Annotated in this window: 10 protein-coding genes and 1 tRNA gene; 8 read left to right on the forward strand and 3 right to left on the reverse strand. The window is 41.7% G+C overall.

What is annotated here, in order from left to right:
- Positions 1 to 196 precede the first annotated feature (196 nt).
- Complete coding sequence (locus DYU05_RS14100) at positions 197 to 1,591, forward strand: hypothetical protein (RefSeq protein WP_235854025.1); 1,395 nt, start codon at positions 197 to 199, stop codon at positions 1,589 to 1,591.
- Positions 1,592 to 1,678: 87 nt separating this feature from the next.
- Here DYU05_RS14100 and DYU05_RS14105 read toward each other — a convergent pair.
- Positions 1,679 to 1,752: transfer RNA gene (locus DYU05_RS14105), tRNA-Met, on the reverse strand.
- Positions 1,753 to 1,856: 104 nt separating this feature from the next.
- Between DYU05_RS14105 and DYU05_RS14110 the strand changes: the two genes are divergently transcribed.
- The 3 genes from DYU05_RS14110 (at position 1,857) to DYU05_RS14120 (ending at position 5,051) form a co-directional block, all read left to right on the forward strand.
- Positions 1,857 to 2,237 carry an START-like domain-containing protein gene (locus tag DYU05_RS14110; RefSeq protein ID WP_117383743.1) on the forward strand — a complete coding sequence of 127 codons (381 nt, stop codon included), beginning with the start codon at positions 1,857 to 1,859 and terminating at the stop codon, positions 2,235 to 2,237.
- Positions 2,238 to 2,327: 90 nt separating this feature from the next.
- Positions 2,328 to 3,752, forward strand: coding sequence for an LptF/LptG family permease (locus DYU05_RS14115; protein ID WP_117383744.1), 1,425 nt, complete (start codon positions 2,328 to 2,330; stop codon positions 3,750 to 3,752).
- Positions 3,753 to 3,845: 93 nt separating this feature from the next.
- On the forward strand, positions 3,846 to 5,051 hold the full coding sequence (locus DYU05_RS14120; RefSeq protein ID WP_117383745.1) for a bifunctional 3,4-dihydroxy-2-butanone-4-phosphate synthase/GTP cyclohydrolase II: 1,206 nt from the start codon (positions 3,846 to 3,848) through the stop codon (positions 5,049 to 5,051).
- Here DYU05_RS14120 and DYU05_RS14125 read toward each other — a convergent pair.
- Positions 5,048 to 9,439 (reverse strand): translocation/assembly module TamB domain-containing protein, encoded by a 4,392-nt coding sequence (locus DYU05_RS14125; protein WP_133300236.1) that lies wholly within the window; start codon positions 9,437 to 9,439, stop codon positions 5,048 to 5,050. The genes DYU05_RS14120 and DYU05_RS14125 overlap by 4 nt on opposite strands.
- A gap of 206 nt (positions 9,440 to 9,645) precedes the next feature.
- Here DYU05_RS14125 and tsaD point away from each other — a divergent pair, with 206 nt between their 5' ends.
- The 4 genes from tsaD to DYU05_RS14150 all read left to right on the forward strand — a co-directional run bounded on the left by tsaD (position 9,646) and on the right by DYU05_RS14150 (position 15,900).
- Positions 9,646 to 10,647 carry a tRNA (adenosine(37)-N6)-threonylcarbamoyltransferase complex transferase subunit TsaD gene (gene tsaD, locus DYU05_RS14130; RefSeq protein ID WP_117383747.1) on the forward strand — a complete coding sequence of 334 codons (1,002 nt, stop codon included), beginning with the start codon at positions 9,646 to 9,648 and terminating at the stop codon, positions 10,645 to 10,647.
- Between the two features lie 12 nt (positions 10,648 to 10,659).
- Positions 10,660 to 10,851 carry a hypothetical protein gene (locus DYU05_RS14135; protein WP_117383748.1) on the forward strand — a complete coding sequence of 64 codons (192 nt, stop codon included), beginning with the start codon at positions 10,660 to 10,662 and terminating at the stop codon, positions 10,849 to 10,851.
- A gap of 393 nt (positions 10,852 to 11,244) precedes the next feature.
- Positions 11,245 to 13,074 (forward strand): DEAD/DEAH box helicase, encoded by a 1,830-nt coding sequence (locus DYU05_RS14140; protein WP_117383749.1) that lies wholly within the window; start codon positions 11,245 to 11,247, stop codon positions 13,072 to 13,074.
- A gap of 348 nt (positions 13,075 to 13,422) precedes the next feature.
- On the forward strand, positions 13,423 to 15,900 hold the full coding sequence (locus DYU05_RS14150; protein ID WP_262511262.1) for an FG-GAP-like repeat-containing protein: 2,478 nt from the start codon (positions 13,423 to 13,425) through the stop codon (positions 15,898 to 15,900).
- Here DYU05_RS14150 and DYU05_RS14155 read toward each other — a convergent pair.
- On the reverse strand, positions 15,894 to 16,223 hold the full coding sequence (locus DYU05_RS14155; protein WP_133300237.1) for a hypothetical protein: 330 nt from the start codon (positions 16,221 to 16,223) through the stop codon (positions 15,894 to 15,896). The genes DYU05_RS14150 and DYU05_RS14155 overlap by 7 nt on opposite strands.
- Positions 16,224 to 16,243: the final 20 nt, after the last annotated feature.

Raw genomic sequence — 16,243 nt, forward strand, 5'->3', positions numbered from 1 at the left:
GTAAATCACCTTTAAAAAAGTCAAATTATTGGAAATACTGACGATATTTAATGCTATTATGCTAGCTTTAAGGGAATAATATATCATCATGGATTCACTTTCAGAACTACTTAACCTGCTTACTGATGCTGATAAAAAGCTATTCAGACAGTTTCTACGTTCAAAAAATACCAGGAGTGATGTTAAAAATTTGCAATTGCTTAAATTAATAGAAACTGACGATATATCCGCCTTAGAAAAACTTTACAAGCCAGGGCAAAACAGAGATGCATACCATGCATTGCGTAAAAGGCTGCACGATAACCTCCTGCTATTTTTATCAAAGAAGACATTCGAGAGCAACCATTCCGACAGCTACGAAGCATTACGGCTGCTGGTAGTAGGACGCTTTTTGTTGGAGAATGATGTAATAAAGATCGCATTTAAATGTTTGGAAAAGGCTGAACAGCTGGCTGAACATCTGGAGCTTTTTAACTTAATAAATGAACTTTTGCTTTTAAAATTACAGTACGCACATCTGCCCGGTGCAGAGAATCTGGACGCATTGACTGCCCGCCTATTAGATAATCAGGCTCAAATGCAACGTGAAGCCAGGCTCAATATGGCTTATGCTTTTTTAAGGCAGCAACTGCAAGAGATACATTTAAAAGGAAAGGTTGTTAATCTTACAACCCTGATGTTGACAACGATCCGTAAATATCAAGTTTCCCGCCAGGACTTAATGACCTACAAAGCTATTTACCAGATTCTTTTCATCGCCAACGAATATGCTGCAATACAGCACAATTATGGGTTGATAGAGCGTTACATCAAGCGAACAGATTTGTTTATGCAGAGTAATACAGATACAAAACAGTCTTATGTATTTCATCATATATCCATCCTGTATTTCATGGCAAACTTTCATCTGCGGCAAAAAAGTTTTACAAAAAGTGTCCCGCTGCTGCAGGAAATGATGAGTTTGATGACAACGGATGGCCGTTATTATTCGTTGTTTTATTTACGCTATCAATTACTTTCCGCGCTTAACTTGTTCTTTACCGGTTTTTCTGATGATGCTGTAGCATTATTAAACAAGTCGATATCTGAGGTAAAGCATAGGTCGAAATTGGAAGATGTAGAAGACTTACGAGTTTGCCTCGCTATGTTTTTAGCTATGGTTGGCGACCGGACAAGTCTAAAGCAGATGGCTTTATTGACGCGCTCTGATGCCTGGTATGAGAAGAAAATGGGTATGCTGTGGACAATCCGGAAAAACCTGATGGAAATCTTAATTCAGGCACAGTTCTCTAACATCGAACTTTCGATGTCCCGGCTAAATAGCTTTCGGCGTCGTTATAAGAAATATTTGCTAAAAACATCCGAGGAGCGCGTACTGAAATTTCTTGCCCTGGTCGAAAAATACCTGCTAAAACCAGATGTTGTTTTTGAGAAGCCTTATAAAAATGCGGTTTTGAACCTCTTAAATAAACCAGAGAATAGCGATATTTTCACATTAAGCTTTATAGCGTGGTTAATAGCGCTATGGGAAAAAACAACAGCGTATGAGGTTGTACTGGCAATTATTCAGGACAACAAATATGCGGAGTAGAGGGATAAGAGTTTAATGGACTGGATCTATCAAGCTTTGGCAAAAAAAATAGGCAAATCAAGTTAAAACTCAATTTGCCTATTGTAGTAGCGGGGAGCAGGATCGAACTGCCGACCTTAGGGTTATGAATCCTACGCTCTAACCATCTGAGCTACCCCGCCAGGTTGATGGTCCGAAAAAGGTTTGCAAATATAGCAGAAATTCGTTTTCTTTAGAAAAAATGTTAACATTTACGCCCTGACTAGTTGCCAACTATAAACCCACAATGCCAGAAAAGAAAAAATTCAATATAGAATACGAGATAAAATCTTCTCCAAGGATACTTTATAGCTTCCTAAGCGAAGCTAACGGACTGAGCCAGTGGTTTGCTGATGATGTTACCGTTCGGGACCAAACTTACACCTTTACCTGGGACGACGAAAAGCAGGTTGCCAAGCTGATAGCCATTAAAGAAAATAAGCTGATACGTTTTAAGTGGGTAGATGATGAACCACAAACCTATTTCGAGATGGAGATTGTTCAGGATGAGCTTACCAATGATGTGGCCTTAAGCGTAACCGACTATGCGACTGAAGATACCCTTACTGAACGTAAACAGATTTGGGACAACCAGATAGATTACCTAATTAGCGTATTGGGCGCCTAACTCGGCTTAAAACTCTATTTTTGCGCTACTTGTACAATAAGCATACTTAATTATAGTTATGCTTACGCGAGTATTGCGCAATTTCAGGTAATGAAGAAAATACATCTTTTGCTGCTAAAATCATTTATAAGGCCCTTCGTGGTAACCTTAGTTATAGTGATGTTTGTGCTGCTGATGTTGTTTCTGTTCAAATACATCGATGATCTTATAGGCAAAGGTTTCCAGTGGTATATTATCCTGGAGCTGATGATGTATAACTCTGCCACCAATGTGGCAATGGCCCTGCCGCTCTCCGTACTGTTATCTTCTATCATGACGTATGGTAGCCTGGGCGAGAATTACGAGTTGGTGGCTATTAAGTCTGCCGGTATTTCACTTCGACGGGCCATGTACCCTATGATGGTTGTAGTTGTATTGTTAAGCATTGCCGCGTTCGCCTTTTCGGACTGGATGTTGCCACGTGCGAACTTGAAATACTACTCGCTATTATACGATGTACGCAAGCAGAAGTCGGGTAATTTGCTGCCTGAGAACGTGTTCAGCAATCGTTTCCCCGGGTATTCTATCAGGGTAAAGAAAAAAGACCCGGATGGCCAGACACTTTATGGAATTATGATATATGAGCGCGGCTTGCTGCAAATAAACCATATCGTCACCTTTGCTAAGTCAGGATTAATGTACCGCTCAAAAGATGATCTTTATCTTATTTTGAAACTAAAAGATGGAGTGAGATACGAGGAAAGGGAAAGCGAAAACCATTATTTCCAACGGCAAAAACTTACCCGTTTCAGGTTTAAAGAAACTGAGCAACGGTTTGATCTGTCCGAGTTTAACATAAAGAGGACTGATGAGAACGAGTTTAGAAGTGCATCAATGATGATGAATCTTAAGCAGATCAAACATTACGTGGATTCAGCCAGTCATACCGTAGATAGCACAGTTAATACAAACTTCCAGCTAATTAAACCATACTTTAAGTACTACACCATACCCACAAAACCTACAACTGAAGGCTTAAAGGCTGCTTCTGCCAATGTAAGTAAGCTAAATGGTTTTAACGATCAGTTGAATGCGCTAAATAACGCGGCAAGCGAAGTGCGGCAAGTGCAGGATATGTTGCGCAACCGTACCGACAATTATAAGGACGCAACTAAAAACATCCGAAGGTATATACTGGAGTATCAAAAGAAATTTACCCTTGGGGCTGCTTGCATTGTGTTGTTTTTAATAGGTGCCCCTCTTGGCGCCATTATCCGCAAAGGTGGGTTGGGTTTACCGGTTGTAGTTTCCGTGATCTTTTTTCTCATCTACTATATTATTGGTACAATAGGTGAAAAGTCGGCCAAGGAGGGCGACCTTTCGCCACTGGCAGGCTCGTGGATGGCTATTGCTGTACTCTTTCCCATCGGTATTTTCCTGACTTATAAAGCCGCTACTGACTCTGCTTTGTTTGACATGGATCTTTATAAACGCTTCTTTAAAAAGCTGCGTATCCGTAAAAGGCACGCCGTTTAACTTTACAAAATGCCGACCTTAATGCCGCAACTTACACGTAAATTTGTGTGTGCTGAAGGCTTATAGTTTTACAGCCTTACTAATTCTAACGAAATGCTTAACACCATACCCGAAGCTATAGAGGCTATTAAGGCCGGCCATACCATAATTGTTGTAGATGACGAGGACCGCGAGAATGAAGGTGACTTTCTTACGGCTGCGCGCAATGCCACGCCCGAAACTATAAACTTTATGGCACGCTACGGAAGAGGGCTTGTATGTGCGCCAATCACAAAGGAGCGTGCTAGGGAACTTGACCTTGAGCCTATGGTAAGCCGCAATACTACTTCGCATGAAACCAATTTTACCGTTTCTGTAGATTTGCTGGGACATGGTTGTACTACCGGTATATCCGCGACGGACCGCTCTAAAACCACGCTTGCGTTAATAGATCCATCTACGCGCCCTGAAGACTTAGGTCGTCCTGGCCACATTTTCCCGCTTATAGCAAAAGACGGCGGTGTGCTGCGCAGATCGGGTCACACCGAAGCTGCGATAGACCTTTCGGTGCTGGCAGGTTTTGAGCCGGCTGGTGTTATCTGCGAAATAATGCGTGAAGATGGCGAAATGGCGCGCCTGCCTGAGCTGTTGGTAATGGCCAAGGAGTTTGATCTGAAGATAATTTCTATAAAAGACCTTATTGCGTATCGTTTGGATACAGAGTCAATGGTACAGCGCGAGGTGTCTGTTAAAATGCCAACAGAGTGGGGCGACTTTAATATGGTAGCCTATACGCAGCTGGATACCGGCGAAAACCATTTAGCTTTAGTTAAAGGGGAGTGGCAGCCTGGCGAACCTGTGCTGGTGCGTGTACACAGCTCCTGCGTAACAGGCGATATATTTGGCTCCTGCCGGTGCGATTGCGGCCCTCAGCTGCACAAGGCAATGGAGATTATAAGCAAAGAAGGTAAGGGTGTCATTGTTTACATGAACCAGGAGGGACGCGGCATCGGGCTTATTAACAAGCTCAAAGCTTATCACCTACAGGAAAACGGGCTGGATACTGTAGAGGCCAATATTAAACTTGGCTTCGGCATGGATCAGCGGGATTATGGCATCGGCGCGCAAATACTCAGGAGCCTTGGGATCACCAAAATGCGATTACTTACCAATAACCCAAAGAAGCGTGCGGGATTGATAGGTTATGGCTTGGAAGTAGTAGAGAATATTCCTATTGAAATCGCATCAAACCCCCATAACGAGGCGTATTTAAGAACCAAGCGCGACAAAATGGATCACGCTATCATGCGCGAGCACTAATCCTCCGGATTGTCCTCATTATTCCTGTCATCAGAACCACCGCTTACCACTGGTGTTGTTGTGGTTGGGGGTACAGGTAACGGGTTTACCGGTGCTTGATTACGTCTGCTTTGCCTGAAGATATTTCGGATAAATTCACCGAAAGTGTCAAAATCACGCTGATAAACCAAACCTAAACCGTTTACATATTGCACATCCAATAATTGGTCATTTAATGTATTTAATGTGGTGCTGTTAAGCGCGCGATAAGAATATCGGGCTCTCAAGTTGCCATCTTTACGAATAAGGTATTGTATCTCAAAATCCTTATTAAGCGAGCGGAAATCAGCATCAAAAAAGCTGTTGCGGTTGTTGAAAATATTACTGTTACCAGTGTTGGAGTAGAAGCTCGCGTTGATCAAAAAACGTTCGTTGTCGAACCGAAGCCCTACACTGGCATCGCTCAGTCCGCGTATGTTAAGGTCAAGGTTTTTGATATTTGATTGTGATATAAGGTTATTTAGCTTATTGAAAGCAAATTCACTTACCGCTTCCTGGGCGGTACCTAACACCTGGTTAGTTATATTACTGCCCGTACCCGATGCAAAATTGCGCCGAACGATGATGCTAAGCGCCTGCTGGCTGCGATTAGCATTATCTGACAGATATGTACTTAATTCGTCTTTGATAGAGGGATCTACAGGGAAGTTAAAGCTAAAATCGATAGTAGGCTGAATAAGGGATTTGGTGATCAGCAGCTCTGCTTGTACCAACACCTGCTTCGGCCCATATGGCGATTGCAAGCCGGCAGCATTATATAATGGCGCAATGTCTGTACGTACCTCGTAAAGGGCTTTCAGGTTTATTTCCGCGTTATTTGGGCTGCCCGTCCACTTGATAGTACCACCCTGACTTACAGTAAAATTCTTGCTGATAAAGTCCTTGGCAGTAAACTCAAATTTACCTGACGTGATCAGGAAGTCGCCAAACATCTCAAAATCGCCAAGGCTGTTGATCTTCAGGTTGAGATTACGTGCCTGTCCTGAGCCTTCCAGCACGCCGTAGTCGGTACTAATCCGCACAATAGTCTTCTCATCAACTGAGAGGTCAAAATTCAGTGTAACACCGTTAAATCTGTTTATTTTTGTTACCTCTTTGCGGGTTGTGTCATTATGGTCCACAAAGCGAATGAAGTCATATTCTGCAGCTGTTGAAGACGTATTTAGGGGAATATTGAAGATAGTACCCGCTTCGGTACTTGCGGTAATATCAATCTTCATGTTATCAACCGGTCCGTTGAACTTGAAAGTGCCGGATCCGTAAGCGGTACCGTAATACAGGTGATTATCTTTAAAAGTAGTATTTAGCGCCAGCAGGTTTTTTGCCTGCAAAGTAATGTCAATATTAGGGTTTGATGGATTGGCCAGGTCTACTTTGCCGTTTGCCGTACCGGTACCGCCACGATTATCCTTTAACACCAAGCCGTCAACATTAATAATACTATTGTTTACTGTAAGCTTATGCTGTACGGTATAAGCAGTTTTTAGATAATCTACAGTTAACCCGGTGTTATTTAATGTAACATCTCCATTTAATTCCGGGTTAGATGGAGAGCCTGACATTTTAAGGTTTGCGGATACAGTTCCCTTCAGGTCTGAAACTAACCCTTTTACAAAGGGCTCAAAGATGATGGCTTCCGTGCCGTCCATCTTTATATCAAAGTCCAGGTTGTCGCCAGCCCCGTGCCCCATGGTATAAACACCGGCAATATTCAACGTCTCCAGGCCTTTATGTGTTATGTTAACCTTTACATCGGCTTGCTCGCGGGCATTGTCCAGCTTCGACTTTATATTCACGTCACCTACCAGGGTCTTATTCATGGTGAGCGAGTCGATGGTTAGATTGGCATCCATACCCGGCTTCTTCAATATCGATGTAACAACAACATCGCCGTTTAAGGCGCCTTTTAACAATATCCCCGATGGTTTGGTTAACTGATTCAACGTCGCCATATTGAACCTGTCGAAAGTTACTTTCAATTCATCGGCAGGATTATCAGATATAAAGCCGTTTATCTTAACTCTTTGTTCTCCATTGGAGAGTTCGAAACCTTGTACATGCGTTTTTCCGTCCAGCAATCGTATGCGCACCTGCTCCTGTATCTTCCAGTTCTGCCGTTCAAGCACCACATCAGAAGGCAGTAATTTTAATTTGGCTGTAGTATCCCTGCCAAACTCTACCAGGCCATAAAGGTCCAGCTGATTGGTCGCATCTTTATCAGATAGTTTCACGTTGAAGTTTAAACTGTCTTTCTTTAAAAAGTTGGCAATGCTTATATTCTTAATATATAGGCTATCAGTGAGGTCTACGCGGCTTAATGATACGTTGAGATTAAGCATATCATCGCTTGTGCTCTCATCAATAATAAAATCGTGAAACACGATCTTGCCATACTTAAAGGTTTTAACAAAGCCGTTCAGCGTAGCTGTTTTGTCATCAGAATTAAACTTGCCCACAAATGTGCCCTGTTCCGGAATTTTAAGATCCGGCATAAACATCGCCAGCGCAGGATCTGGGTTCTTAAGTGTTAAGTTAAAATCAAAATGCTGCGGTTTGGGCGTTGTGATATCTGTTTTGAGCGATGGTATATACTTCTTGGCAATAGTTTTAAAATAGGAGGGCAGCGTAGCCAGGTTAAAGCTACCCTTAATACTACCATCCGCCACGTCGGACTTTAAGGATATTGTACGGTCGTTACCTGCACCGCCAGCATTTATCGCTACCGTATCAACAGCGTAATTATTTCTCGGGTTTACTATTCTAATTTTGGTAAGTAAGATGCTCCCGTTTAAGTTCTCAAGGTTATTACCAGAAAAATTGGTGTTCATTTGAGTGGTAAACGTGATGGTATCTTTTAAAAGATGAAGCTTTTGAAGGCGGGCATTTTCAATGTTCCCAACAAAGTCATAAATCGGCAGCTTAGGATTTAAGTTGATGCCGCCGGCAATGTTAAGTTTGACATTCTTGTCGTTTATGGCAACTTTCCCCTTAGCTATCTTTTTGGCAAAGGTGCCGCTTGTGGTTAGGTTAGTGTAATTATACCCTTTATAGCCTATGTAAGCAACACGTGCATCTCCTTTAACAGAAAGAGTGCTTAGGTTGTCGCCGCTGCCTGTCAGGTTTCCTGATAAGGTAGTACGCCCTAGTGTACGGTCGTCAATAAGTTTGCCGACGTCAAAGTTAGTAGCCTTGAGTTTGCCGCTATAGCTTGGAATGCCTTTTTTGTTTATTTTCAGGTTAATATCAGGATCCAGCCTGCCTAGTGCTGTTTTAAATGTACCAAAGGCAACAAAATCGTTTTGCAAACCGGTAAAGCGTCCGTTAAAGTTAATGTTACCGAATTTGCCCACAATGGCCGGCGTTTTTGCGTTTGGTCTGCCTGTGAAATGGCTGTAGAGATAATCAAGGTCTCGCTTGTTTGTAGCAATCTGATCAAAATTTAATTGCAGAAAGGTATTATCCCAATCCGGTAATCCGGTCAGGTGAAAATCTCCTTTTATATAAGTTGCCTTTGCGGCTGTAACCGTAAGATTTTTAGCACGCAAGTTGTTTACCATCCCCCGAATTCGGCCGTCTACACCGAGTTCGAAGTTTATTTTTCCTAACGAACTGGTGAAATACCCAACGTCTTTTGACGACAAGTGCGACGACTTAAAATCTCCATCCATGGTCACTTTGTTTTCAAAATCGTCAAAATCATCAAAGCTTTTAAAACGCATATTGAAGTAATTCCGGACGTTTGAATTAGGTGTTAAAAGATTGAGGTCCTGCAGCAGCACCTGTGTTGTATCAATAGTAGCGTTCGCATTAAAGTTTCTAACAAAGAAACCGCTTTTTTCACGAAGCGTAAGACCGGTTACATTTGCTTTAAACAGGTGGTTTTTAACATCCATATTGCGCACCACTATACTAAAGCGGTTTACATCAATATCGTCGAAGTTCACGCCACTCATTACCGTATCACGCAGCTTGTTTTTATACCTGAAATGAAAGTTGTTTACCGCTATCTTGTCAAAGTTCAGCGACCACGGCTTACTTACTTTGGTGGTTTTCGTAGTATCACCACCCGAGTTGAAGTAGTCGAGTATAAACTTCAGATTGGTGGTACTGTCTTTTTGTTTTTTTAAATAAAAAGAGCCATTATCCAGCTGAATGGATTGAAAGTTGATCACGCGTTTTTTAAGGCTGTTGAAAACAGAAAATCCTGTTACCTCTACCGCTAACTTAGGGGTGCTTAAAAGCGTGTCGCGCTGTTTGTCCAGAATGTAGAAGCCTTCGAGCACTACAGATTTAAAAGGCACAAAGTAGAGGCTCTTAACTTCCACGGTGGTGTTAAGTTCCTTTGACATGTATTTGGCCGCTTTTTTAGCTGCCCATGTTTGTACCGGCTTGTATTGAATAACAATTAACACTGCGCTGACGAACAGCAGGAGTATCAAGACAATGCTAAGCGCTATTTTGAGTAGTTTTTTAATAACTTTGCGACTTGGGAAGTTCAGAAGTACAATTCAAAAAAGCTTGAACTGTTTTACTTCTTACTACATTTATTAATAAAGTGCCTGTAATATTAGCTATCGAATCTTCTTGTGATGAAACATCTGCATCTGTTTGCGTGAATGGTCAGATATTGAGCAATGTTATTGCCAATCAAACCATTCACGAAGCTTATGGAGGTGTTGTGCCTGAGCTTGCCTCCAGGGTTCATCAACAAAACATCGTACCCGCAGTACAACAAGCTTTATCTAACGCAAAAGTAAGCAAAAATGATATTGATGCAGTAGCTTTTACGCGTGGCCCTGGCCTTTTAGGTTCATTATTAGTTGGTGTATCATTTGCAAAAGCATTTGCGCTTGCCAGAAACTTGCCGTTAATAGAGGTAAATCACATGCAGGCGCACATTCTGGCACATTTTATTGCGGATAAAAAGCCGTCGTTTCCTTTTATGTGCCTTACCGTTTCGGGTGGGCATACACAGATCGTGCTTGTGAAAGACTACTTTGATATGGAGATAATTGGCCAAACCATGGATGACGCAGCAGGCGAAGCTATGGACAAAACCAGCAAGATACTTGGTTTGCCTTACCCGGGTGGCCCTTTAATAGATAAGAATGCCAGAAATGGTAATCCGGACGCCTACAAATTCCCTGAACCGCAAATACCCGGATTCGATTTTAGCTTCAGCGGGTTAAAGACATCTATACTATACTTTATACGGGATAATGTAGGCAAGAACCCGAACTTTGTACAGGAGAATATGAATGATATTTGCGCCTCGGTAGAGAAGCGCATCGCTACAATCCTTTTGAACAAACTTAAACGCGCGGCATTACAGTACAATATAAAAGAGCTTGCCCTTGCGGGTGGTGTGTCTGCAAACACAGGTTTACGACTAGGATTGCAGCAGTTATGTGCGGAGAACGGTTGGGGTTGCTTTATCCCTAAGTTTGAATACTGTACAGACAACGCAGCTATGATTGCTATTGCGGGGTACTATAAGTACCTAAAAAAAGATTTTGTAGGGCAGGATGTTGCACCAATGGCAAGAATGATATTTTAATTACAAGTAATTATGACCGCTTCCGCATTAATCTTTTGGGCAATATTTGTTCTTCCACTTATCGCATTTATGATCTGGCTGATGCGGCAGGACAAGCGCAGCGGTAAATTAGGCTTGATAGTTCTGCTGTTGCTGGTTGCCGGTGTAATAGTTTACATGTACCTGCACAAGCAGTTTGATACCAGCGCGGTAATTACGGAGTGAAGCAGTTCCATGTATTTCTGGAATGTGTAATTTCTTCTGTTTGCAAATAGATGGCCTCAAAAGACTTTTAGGGTGTTACCTTGTATATCATAGCAATTGTTCTTGCCCATAAAAGTTAAGTTGCAAAATGTTAATTGCGATGAAAGAATCAGTTGTTTTCGATGTAATGGAAAGTTCTATTACTTAAATGTAATGCTATTACTGCAAAGTAATGAATTTATAACAGCTGTTGTTTATTATCGTTAAATTTGTTGATTATTAGTCACTTATGCTGTTAATGGCAACTATTTATTGTAATTCTTTCAAAAGTAAAGATTGCTGTTGTTTTATAAGTTAAATAACTATACCTTTGCAGCCGCTTTGGCGATGTAGCCGAAGACGTTATTTTAATTCATGAACAACCCATTTATTGAACTGGGGATCCGTCATGATATTGTTAATGCCATCTCTGAGTTAGGATTTGAAAATCCTACACCAATCCAGGAACAGTCAATTCCGGTATTGTTAACAGGCAGCAACGATTTTGTCGGATTAGCCCAAACCGGGACCGGTAAAACAGCTGCTTTTGGACTGCCGCTATTAGAACTGCTCGATTTCGAAGAAAATCATCCGCAAGCTCTTGTTTTATGCCCAACTCGTGAACTTTGTTTACAAATCACGAACGACATTAACAACTACGCTAAAAAAATGAGCAACGTACATGTTGTTGCCGTTTATGGTGGTGCAAGCATAAGCGACCAGCTGCGTACTATACGCCGCGGTGTGCAAATTGTTGTTGCAACTCCAGGCCGTATGCTTGACATTATTAACCGTAAAGCGATAGACTTTTCGCAGGTTAAATATGTTGTGTTAGACGAGGCTGATGAAATGCTCAACATGGGCTTTCAAGAAGACATTGACAACATCCTGTCCACCACGCCCGAAGAGAAAAAAACCTGGCTCTTTTCGGCTACCATGCCTTCTGAAGTAAGGCGCATTGCAAAAAAGTACATGGACAACCCTTTTGAGTTGACCATGGGCGAAAAAAATACAGGTAATGCCAACATTGATCACGAATACTATGTAGTACGTGCCCGTGACAAGTACGCAGCATTTAAACGTATTGTTGATTTTAACCCCGAGATATTCGGTATAGTTTTCTGCCGTACCAAAATAGAAACGCAGGAAATTGCGGAAGCGCTTATTAAAGACGGCTACAATGCTGATTCTTTGCACGGCGACCTTTCTCAGCAACAGCGTGATAAGGTCATGAAACGCTACCGCGAGCGCAGCCTGCAATTGCTTATTGCAACTGACGTCGCCGCACGTGGTATAGACGTTAATGATGTTACACACGTTATTAACTACTCGTTACCTGACGAGATAGAGAACTACACCCACCGAAGCGGCCGTACGGCACGTGCAGGTAAAACAGGTGTATCTATCGCTATTATCAACAGCAAGGAACTTGGTAAGATACGCCAGATAGAGCGTGTTATTGGTAAAAAGTTTGTTAAAGCAGAGATACCGACAGGCTTTGATGTTTGTGAAAAACAGCTTTTTGCCTTAGTACATAAAGTACATAACGTAGAAGTTAACGAAAGCCAGATAGAGCAGTACATTCCACGTATAATGGATGAGTTTGCCGAATTGAGCAAAGAAGAAGTAATCAAACGCTTTGCTTCATTGGAATTCAATCGTTTCCTTGATTACTATAAGAACGCGCCAGACCTTAATGCCCCTGCTGACGACTTCCGTCGTGCTGAAGGTGCAAGAGGCGAAAGCTTTAACCGCGATGGCATGCGTTCAGAATATACACGCTTGTTCATCAATTTAGGTTCTGTTGATGAGTTTAACCGCGGCGATTTGCTGGGTTATATTTGCAACAACGCTAAAATAAGCGGCCGCACGGTTGGTAAGATAGATGTTAAAGGTGTTTACTCTTTCTTTGAAGTGAACAACGGCGATGTAGATCAGGTAATGAACAACTTTAAGAGCGTTGAGTTCAAAGGTCGTCCCGTTAGGATAGAGATATCCGGCGAAGGTGTTAGCACAAGCCGTAGTGGCGCTGGTGGTAACAGGCGCGAGGGTGGCTACCAAAAACGTGAGGGCGGATTTAACCGCGAAAGACGTGAAGGTGGCTCCCGTGAAAAAAGCTTCTCGGGTGGTAACACTGGTGGTGGTTTCCGCGACTTTAGTGGAAAGCGCCGCGAGGATAAACCCGAACGCCGCAGAAGGTCTTAATTTAGAAGTTTAGTTTAGTTTTCATAAGAGTTTCCGGAGTAGTTAACCGGAAACACAGTTTTAGTTTAGTTTTGTTTACAAAGCCTCTCGTCTGCCAAGCATTCGTGAGGCTTTTGTTTTATCTGGTAAATTCAAGTTTTGTAGAGTGAAATGCTAACTCTGCCATATTCATCCATTCACCGGAGAACTTAATTTGACGCAAGCACAAGTGTTGTTGTCATACATATGTGTGATAGGTTTTTAAAATAGGTTATCTAACAATAATTTATCATATTAGGTTGTAAAAAGTAGATAACTGTGGCAGTTTACAGGAGTTTGTTATTTTTAATACTAAACACGTTTCTGCTTGTGTGTTATGTTGGTTACCCAACATATTGCCAGGTACCGCTTATTGGATCCTTTAGTCCAATGAAAGGGCCGGTGGGCACAATTGTAAATATTAATGGAGTTAACTTTGGTAGTGCGCCTGTGGTTTATTTCGGTGCTACGCGTGCTGAAGTACTGTCTGCAAATAACTCTGCGTTATCTGTGGAAGTGCCTGCTGGGGCTACATTTCAGCCCCTGTCGGTATTAAATACAGCAAGCCATTTAACGGGATATTCAAAGTACCCCTACCATGTCACTTTTTCTTCTACTGGTAAGATAACTGCACTTAATTTTAATGGCCGGTTAGATATTCAAAGTGGAGAGGGTCCTACGTCGCTTGGTACAGCAGATCTCGACGGTGACGGCAAGGTTGATCTGGTAGTGGCGAATGGATTAAGTAACACGATCTCTATTTACCGGAACATCAGTGTTATGGGGACAATCAATGCCAATTCCTTTGCTCCGAAATTCGATATTCCAACAGGATTTTTACCCAATAACCTTGATATTGCCGATCTTGATGGGGACGGAAAACTAGATATTGTTGTTGCTAATTATGTAAGTAACACGTTAAGCATCTTTAAAAATCAAGCAGTTGCAAATGTTTTATCAGCGGCATCGTTTAAGCAGCGTGTAGATATACCAACAGCTATTTATCCATATGTAATTAAAATGGGTGATCTCGACTTAGATGGCAAACCTGACATAACAATTGCACATAGTTATGTAGGGGTTGCATTATCTATTATCAAAAACTCAAGCTCATATGATAATATAGCAGCAGCAGGATTTTCCACGACCTCTGAATTGGCTAGCGGTAACGGTTATTATTCCGTTGCTGTGGCTGATCTTAATAACAATAACAAGCCAGACATCATCTTAACAGACGTATTGAAGAACAATCTATCTATATTCGACAATATTGGTTCAAATAATTGGGGCTTAGATTTGTTTAATTCACCAAAGGTCTTTAACACACAGCCGACCCCATTGGTAGTGAATACCGGTGATATGGATGGAGATGGAAGAACAGATTTAATAACCTCTAACTTCGGGGACAACCTTGGCCCTAATCCTAAAAGCAGTTTCTTTCTGGGAATTTTGTTAAATAAAGATGCTGAAGGCGGTATATCGGCTAATAGTTTTGGTCCTGTTCAGAATTTTGAGACTGGTCGTATTCCGCAAGGGTCGGCAGTTGGCGATATTGATGGCGATGGGAAACTCGATGCAATAACAACTAATTACGACGAAAGTACTATATCTATATTGCATAACACATCAACAGTCGGCTCTTTATCTTTTGATCCACGGGTAGATCTTCCGGTCGGGATTAATCCACAATCAGTCAAGATAGTAGATTTGGATGGTGATGGCAAGGCTGATATTGTTACAACAAATAACTTAAGCAATACTATATCTATTTACCGCAATAATGCAGAGGAAAAGCTGACGCTGGATTTTCCGTTGTTAAAAAGTGTAGTTTACGGTGCCGCTGATTTTGACCCCGGAGCTGTCACTAACGGCCAGCAGAGTGCTATAATTTATACTATAGATAATCCAGCTGTAGCTGATATTACCAGTGATAAAAAAGTTAGGATCTTAAGTGTAGGACAAGTAACTATAACGGCTTCATTACCTCTTGATCCACTTATTGCTACCCCAAAACCCATTAAGCAAATTTTAGTTGTAATGCCTGCTCCATTACTAATTAAAGTGAATAACAGTTCACGACCATACGGTATAGAAAATCCTGACTTTAGTTTTTCGTACAAAGGTTTTGTTAACAACGAGACCGCTGATGTGATAGATACACGTAACATGTCTGTCTCTACAACGGCAAACAAGCAAAGTTTGCCAGGGCGCTATCCCTTAACTGTAAGCGGAGAGGCATTGTCACCGAATTACACTTTTAGTTATCAGAACGGAGATCTGATAATCAATAAGATTAAACAAACAATAAATTTTGATCTCCCGCCGAGCGCAACTGTAAATGAAAAAAAAATCGAGATCAACGCCACAGCAAGCTCTGGTCTTCCGGTTGCGGTTATAAGCCAGGCTGATGGGGTTGTAAGTGTTAGCGGGAACACTGCAAATATTTTTCAAGTGGGGAAAGCCTTATTAATTGCAACACAAGCCGGTAACGACATTTATGAACCTGTAAGTGAAGCTAAAGAGATTTTGATATTACCTGCTGAAGTTATTATCAGTTCAAATACGTTTACACCTAACAACGACGGAATCAATGATTATTGGAACTTGGAGGGTTTGGAATTTGATTATAAAAGCACAGTAGGTGTATATAACCGACTGGGCAAGGTTGTTTTTCAAAGCAGAGGTTATGCTAAACCGTTTGATGGTAGCTATAACGGAAAGAAACTGCCGGCAGGTGTTTATTATTACGTAATAACTTTTACGGATGGCAGAAAGCCACTATCGGGGAATGTTACTATCATTTATTGATATCGAGTAAACTCAACTGTAACAGAATCTGGAAACAACAAGTTCAAGTTCTTTTCGTCGGCTTTTTCAATTACAAACCTGGTGTAAGGCTGGTTACCCTCGAAGGATGTGAAGATAGTATCGCCTTTAACAAAGTAATCTTCCGGAACGGGAGATTCATTATCCAGCGTGAATTGCTTATCGGTAATCTTCAAGGTGGTTGTTCCATCTTTAGATTTCCAATCACCTTTTATTTTAGACGTAGAATCGTTCTTATGGCACGCTGCCATGAGCAACACAATTGCACAGGCAATGTGGATGAAAGTGAGTGCGAAGGTCTTCATAGGTAATTAAAAAGTACGGA

Origin of the sequence: Mucilaginibacter terrenus, from assembly GCF_003432065.1 — a bacterium.
Lineage (GTDB): Bacteria > Bacteroidota > Bacteroidia > Sphingobacteriales > Sphingobacteriaceae > Mucilaginibacter > Mucilaginibacter terrenus.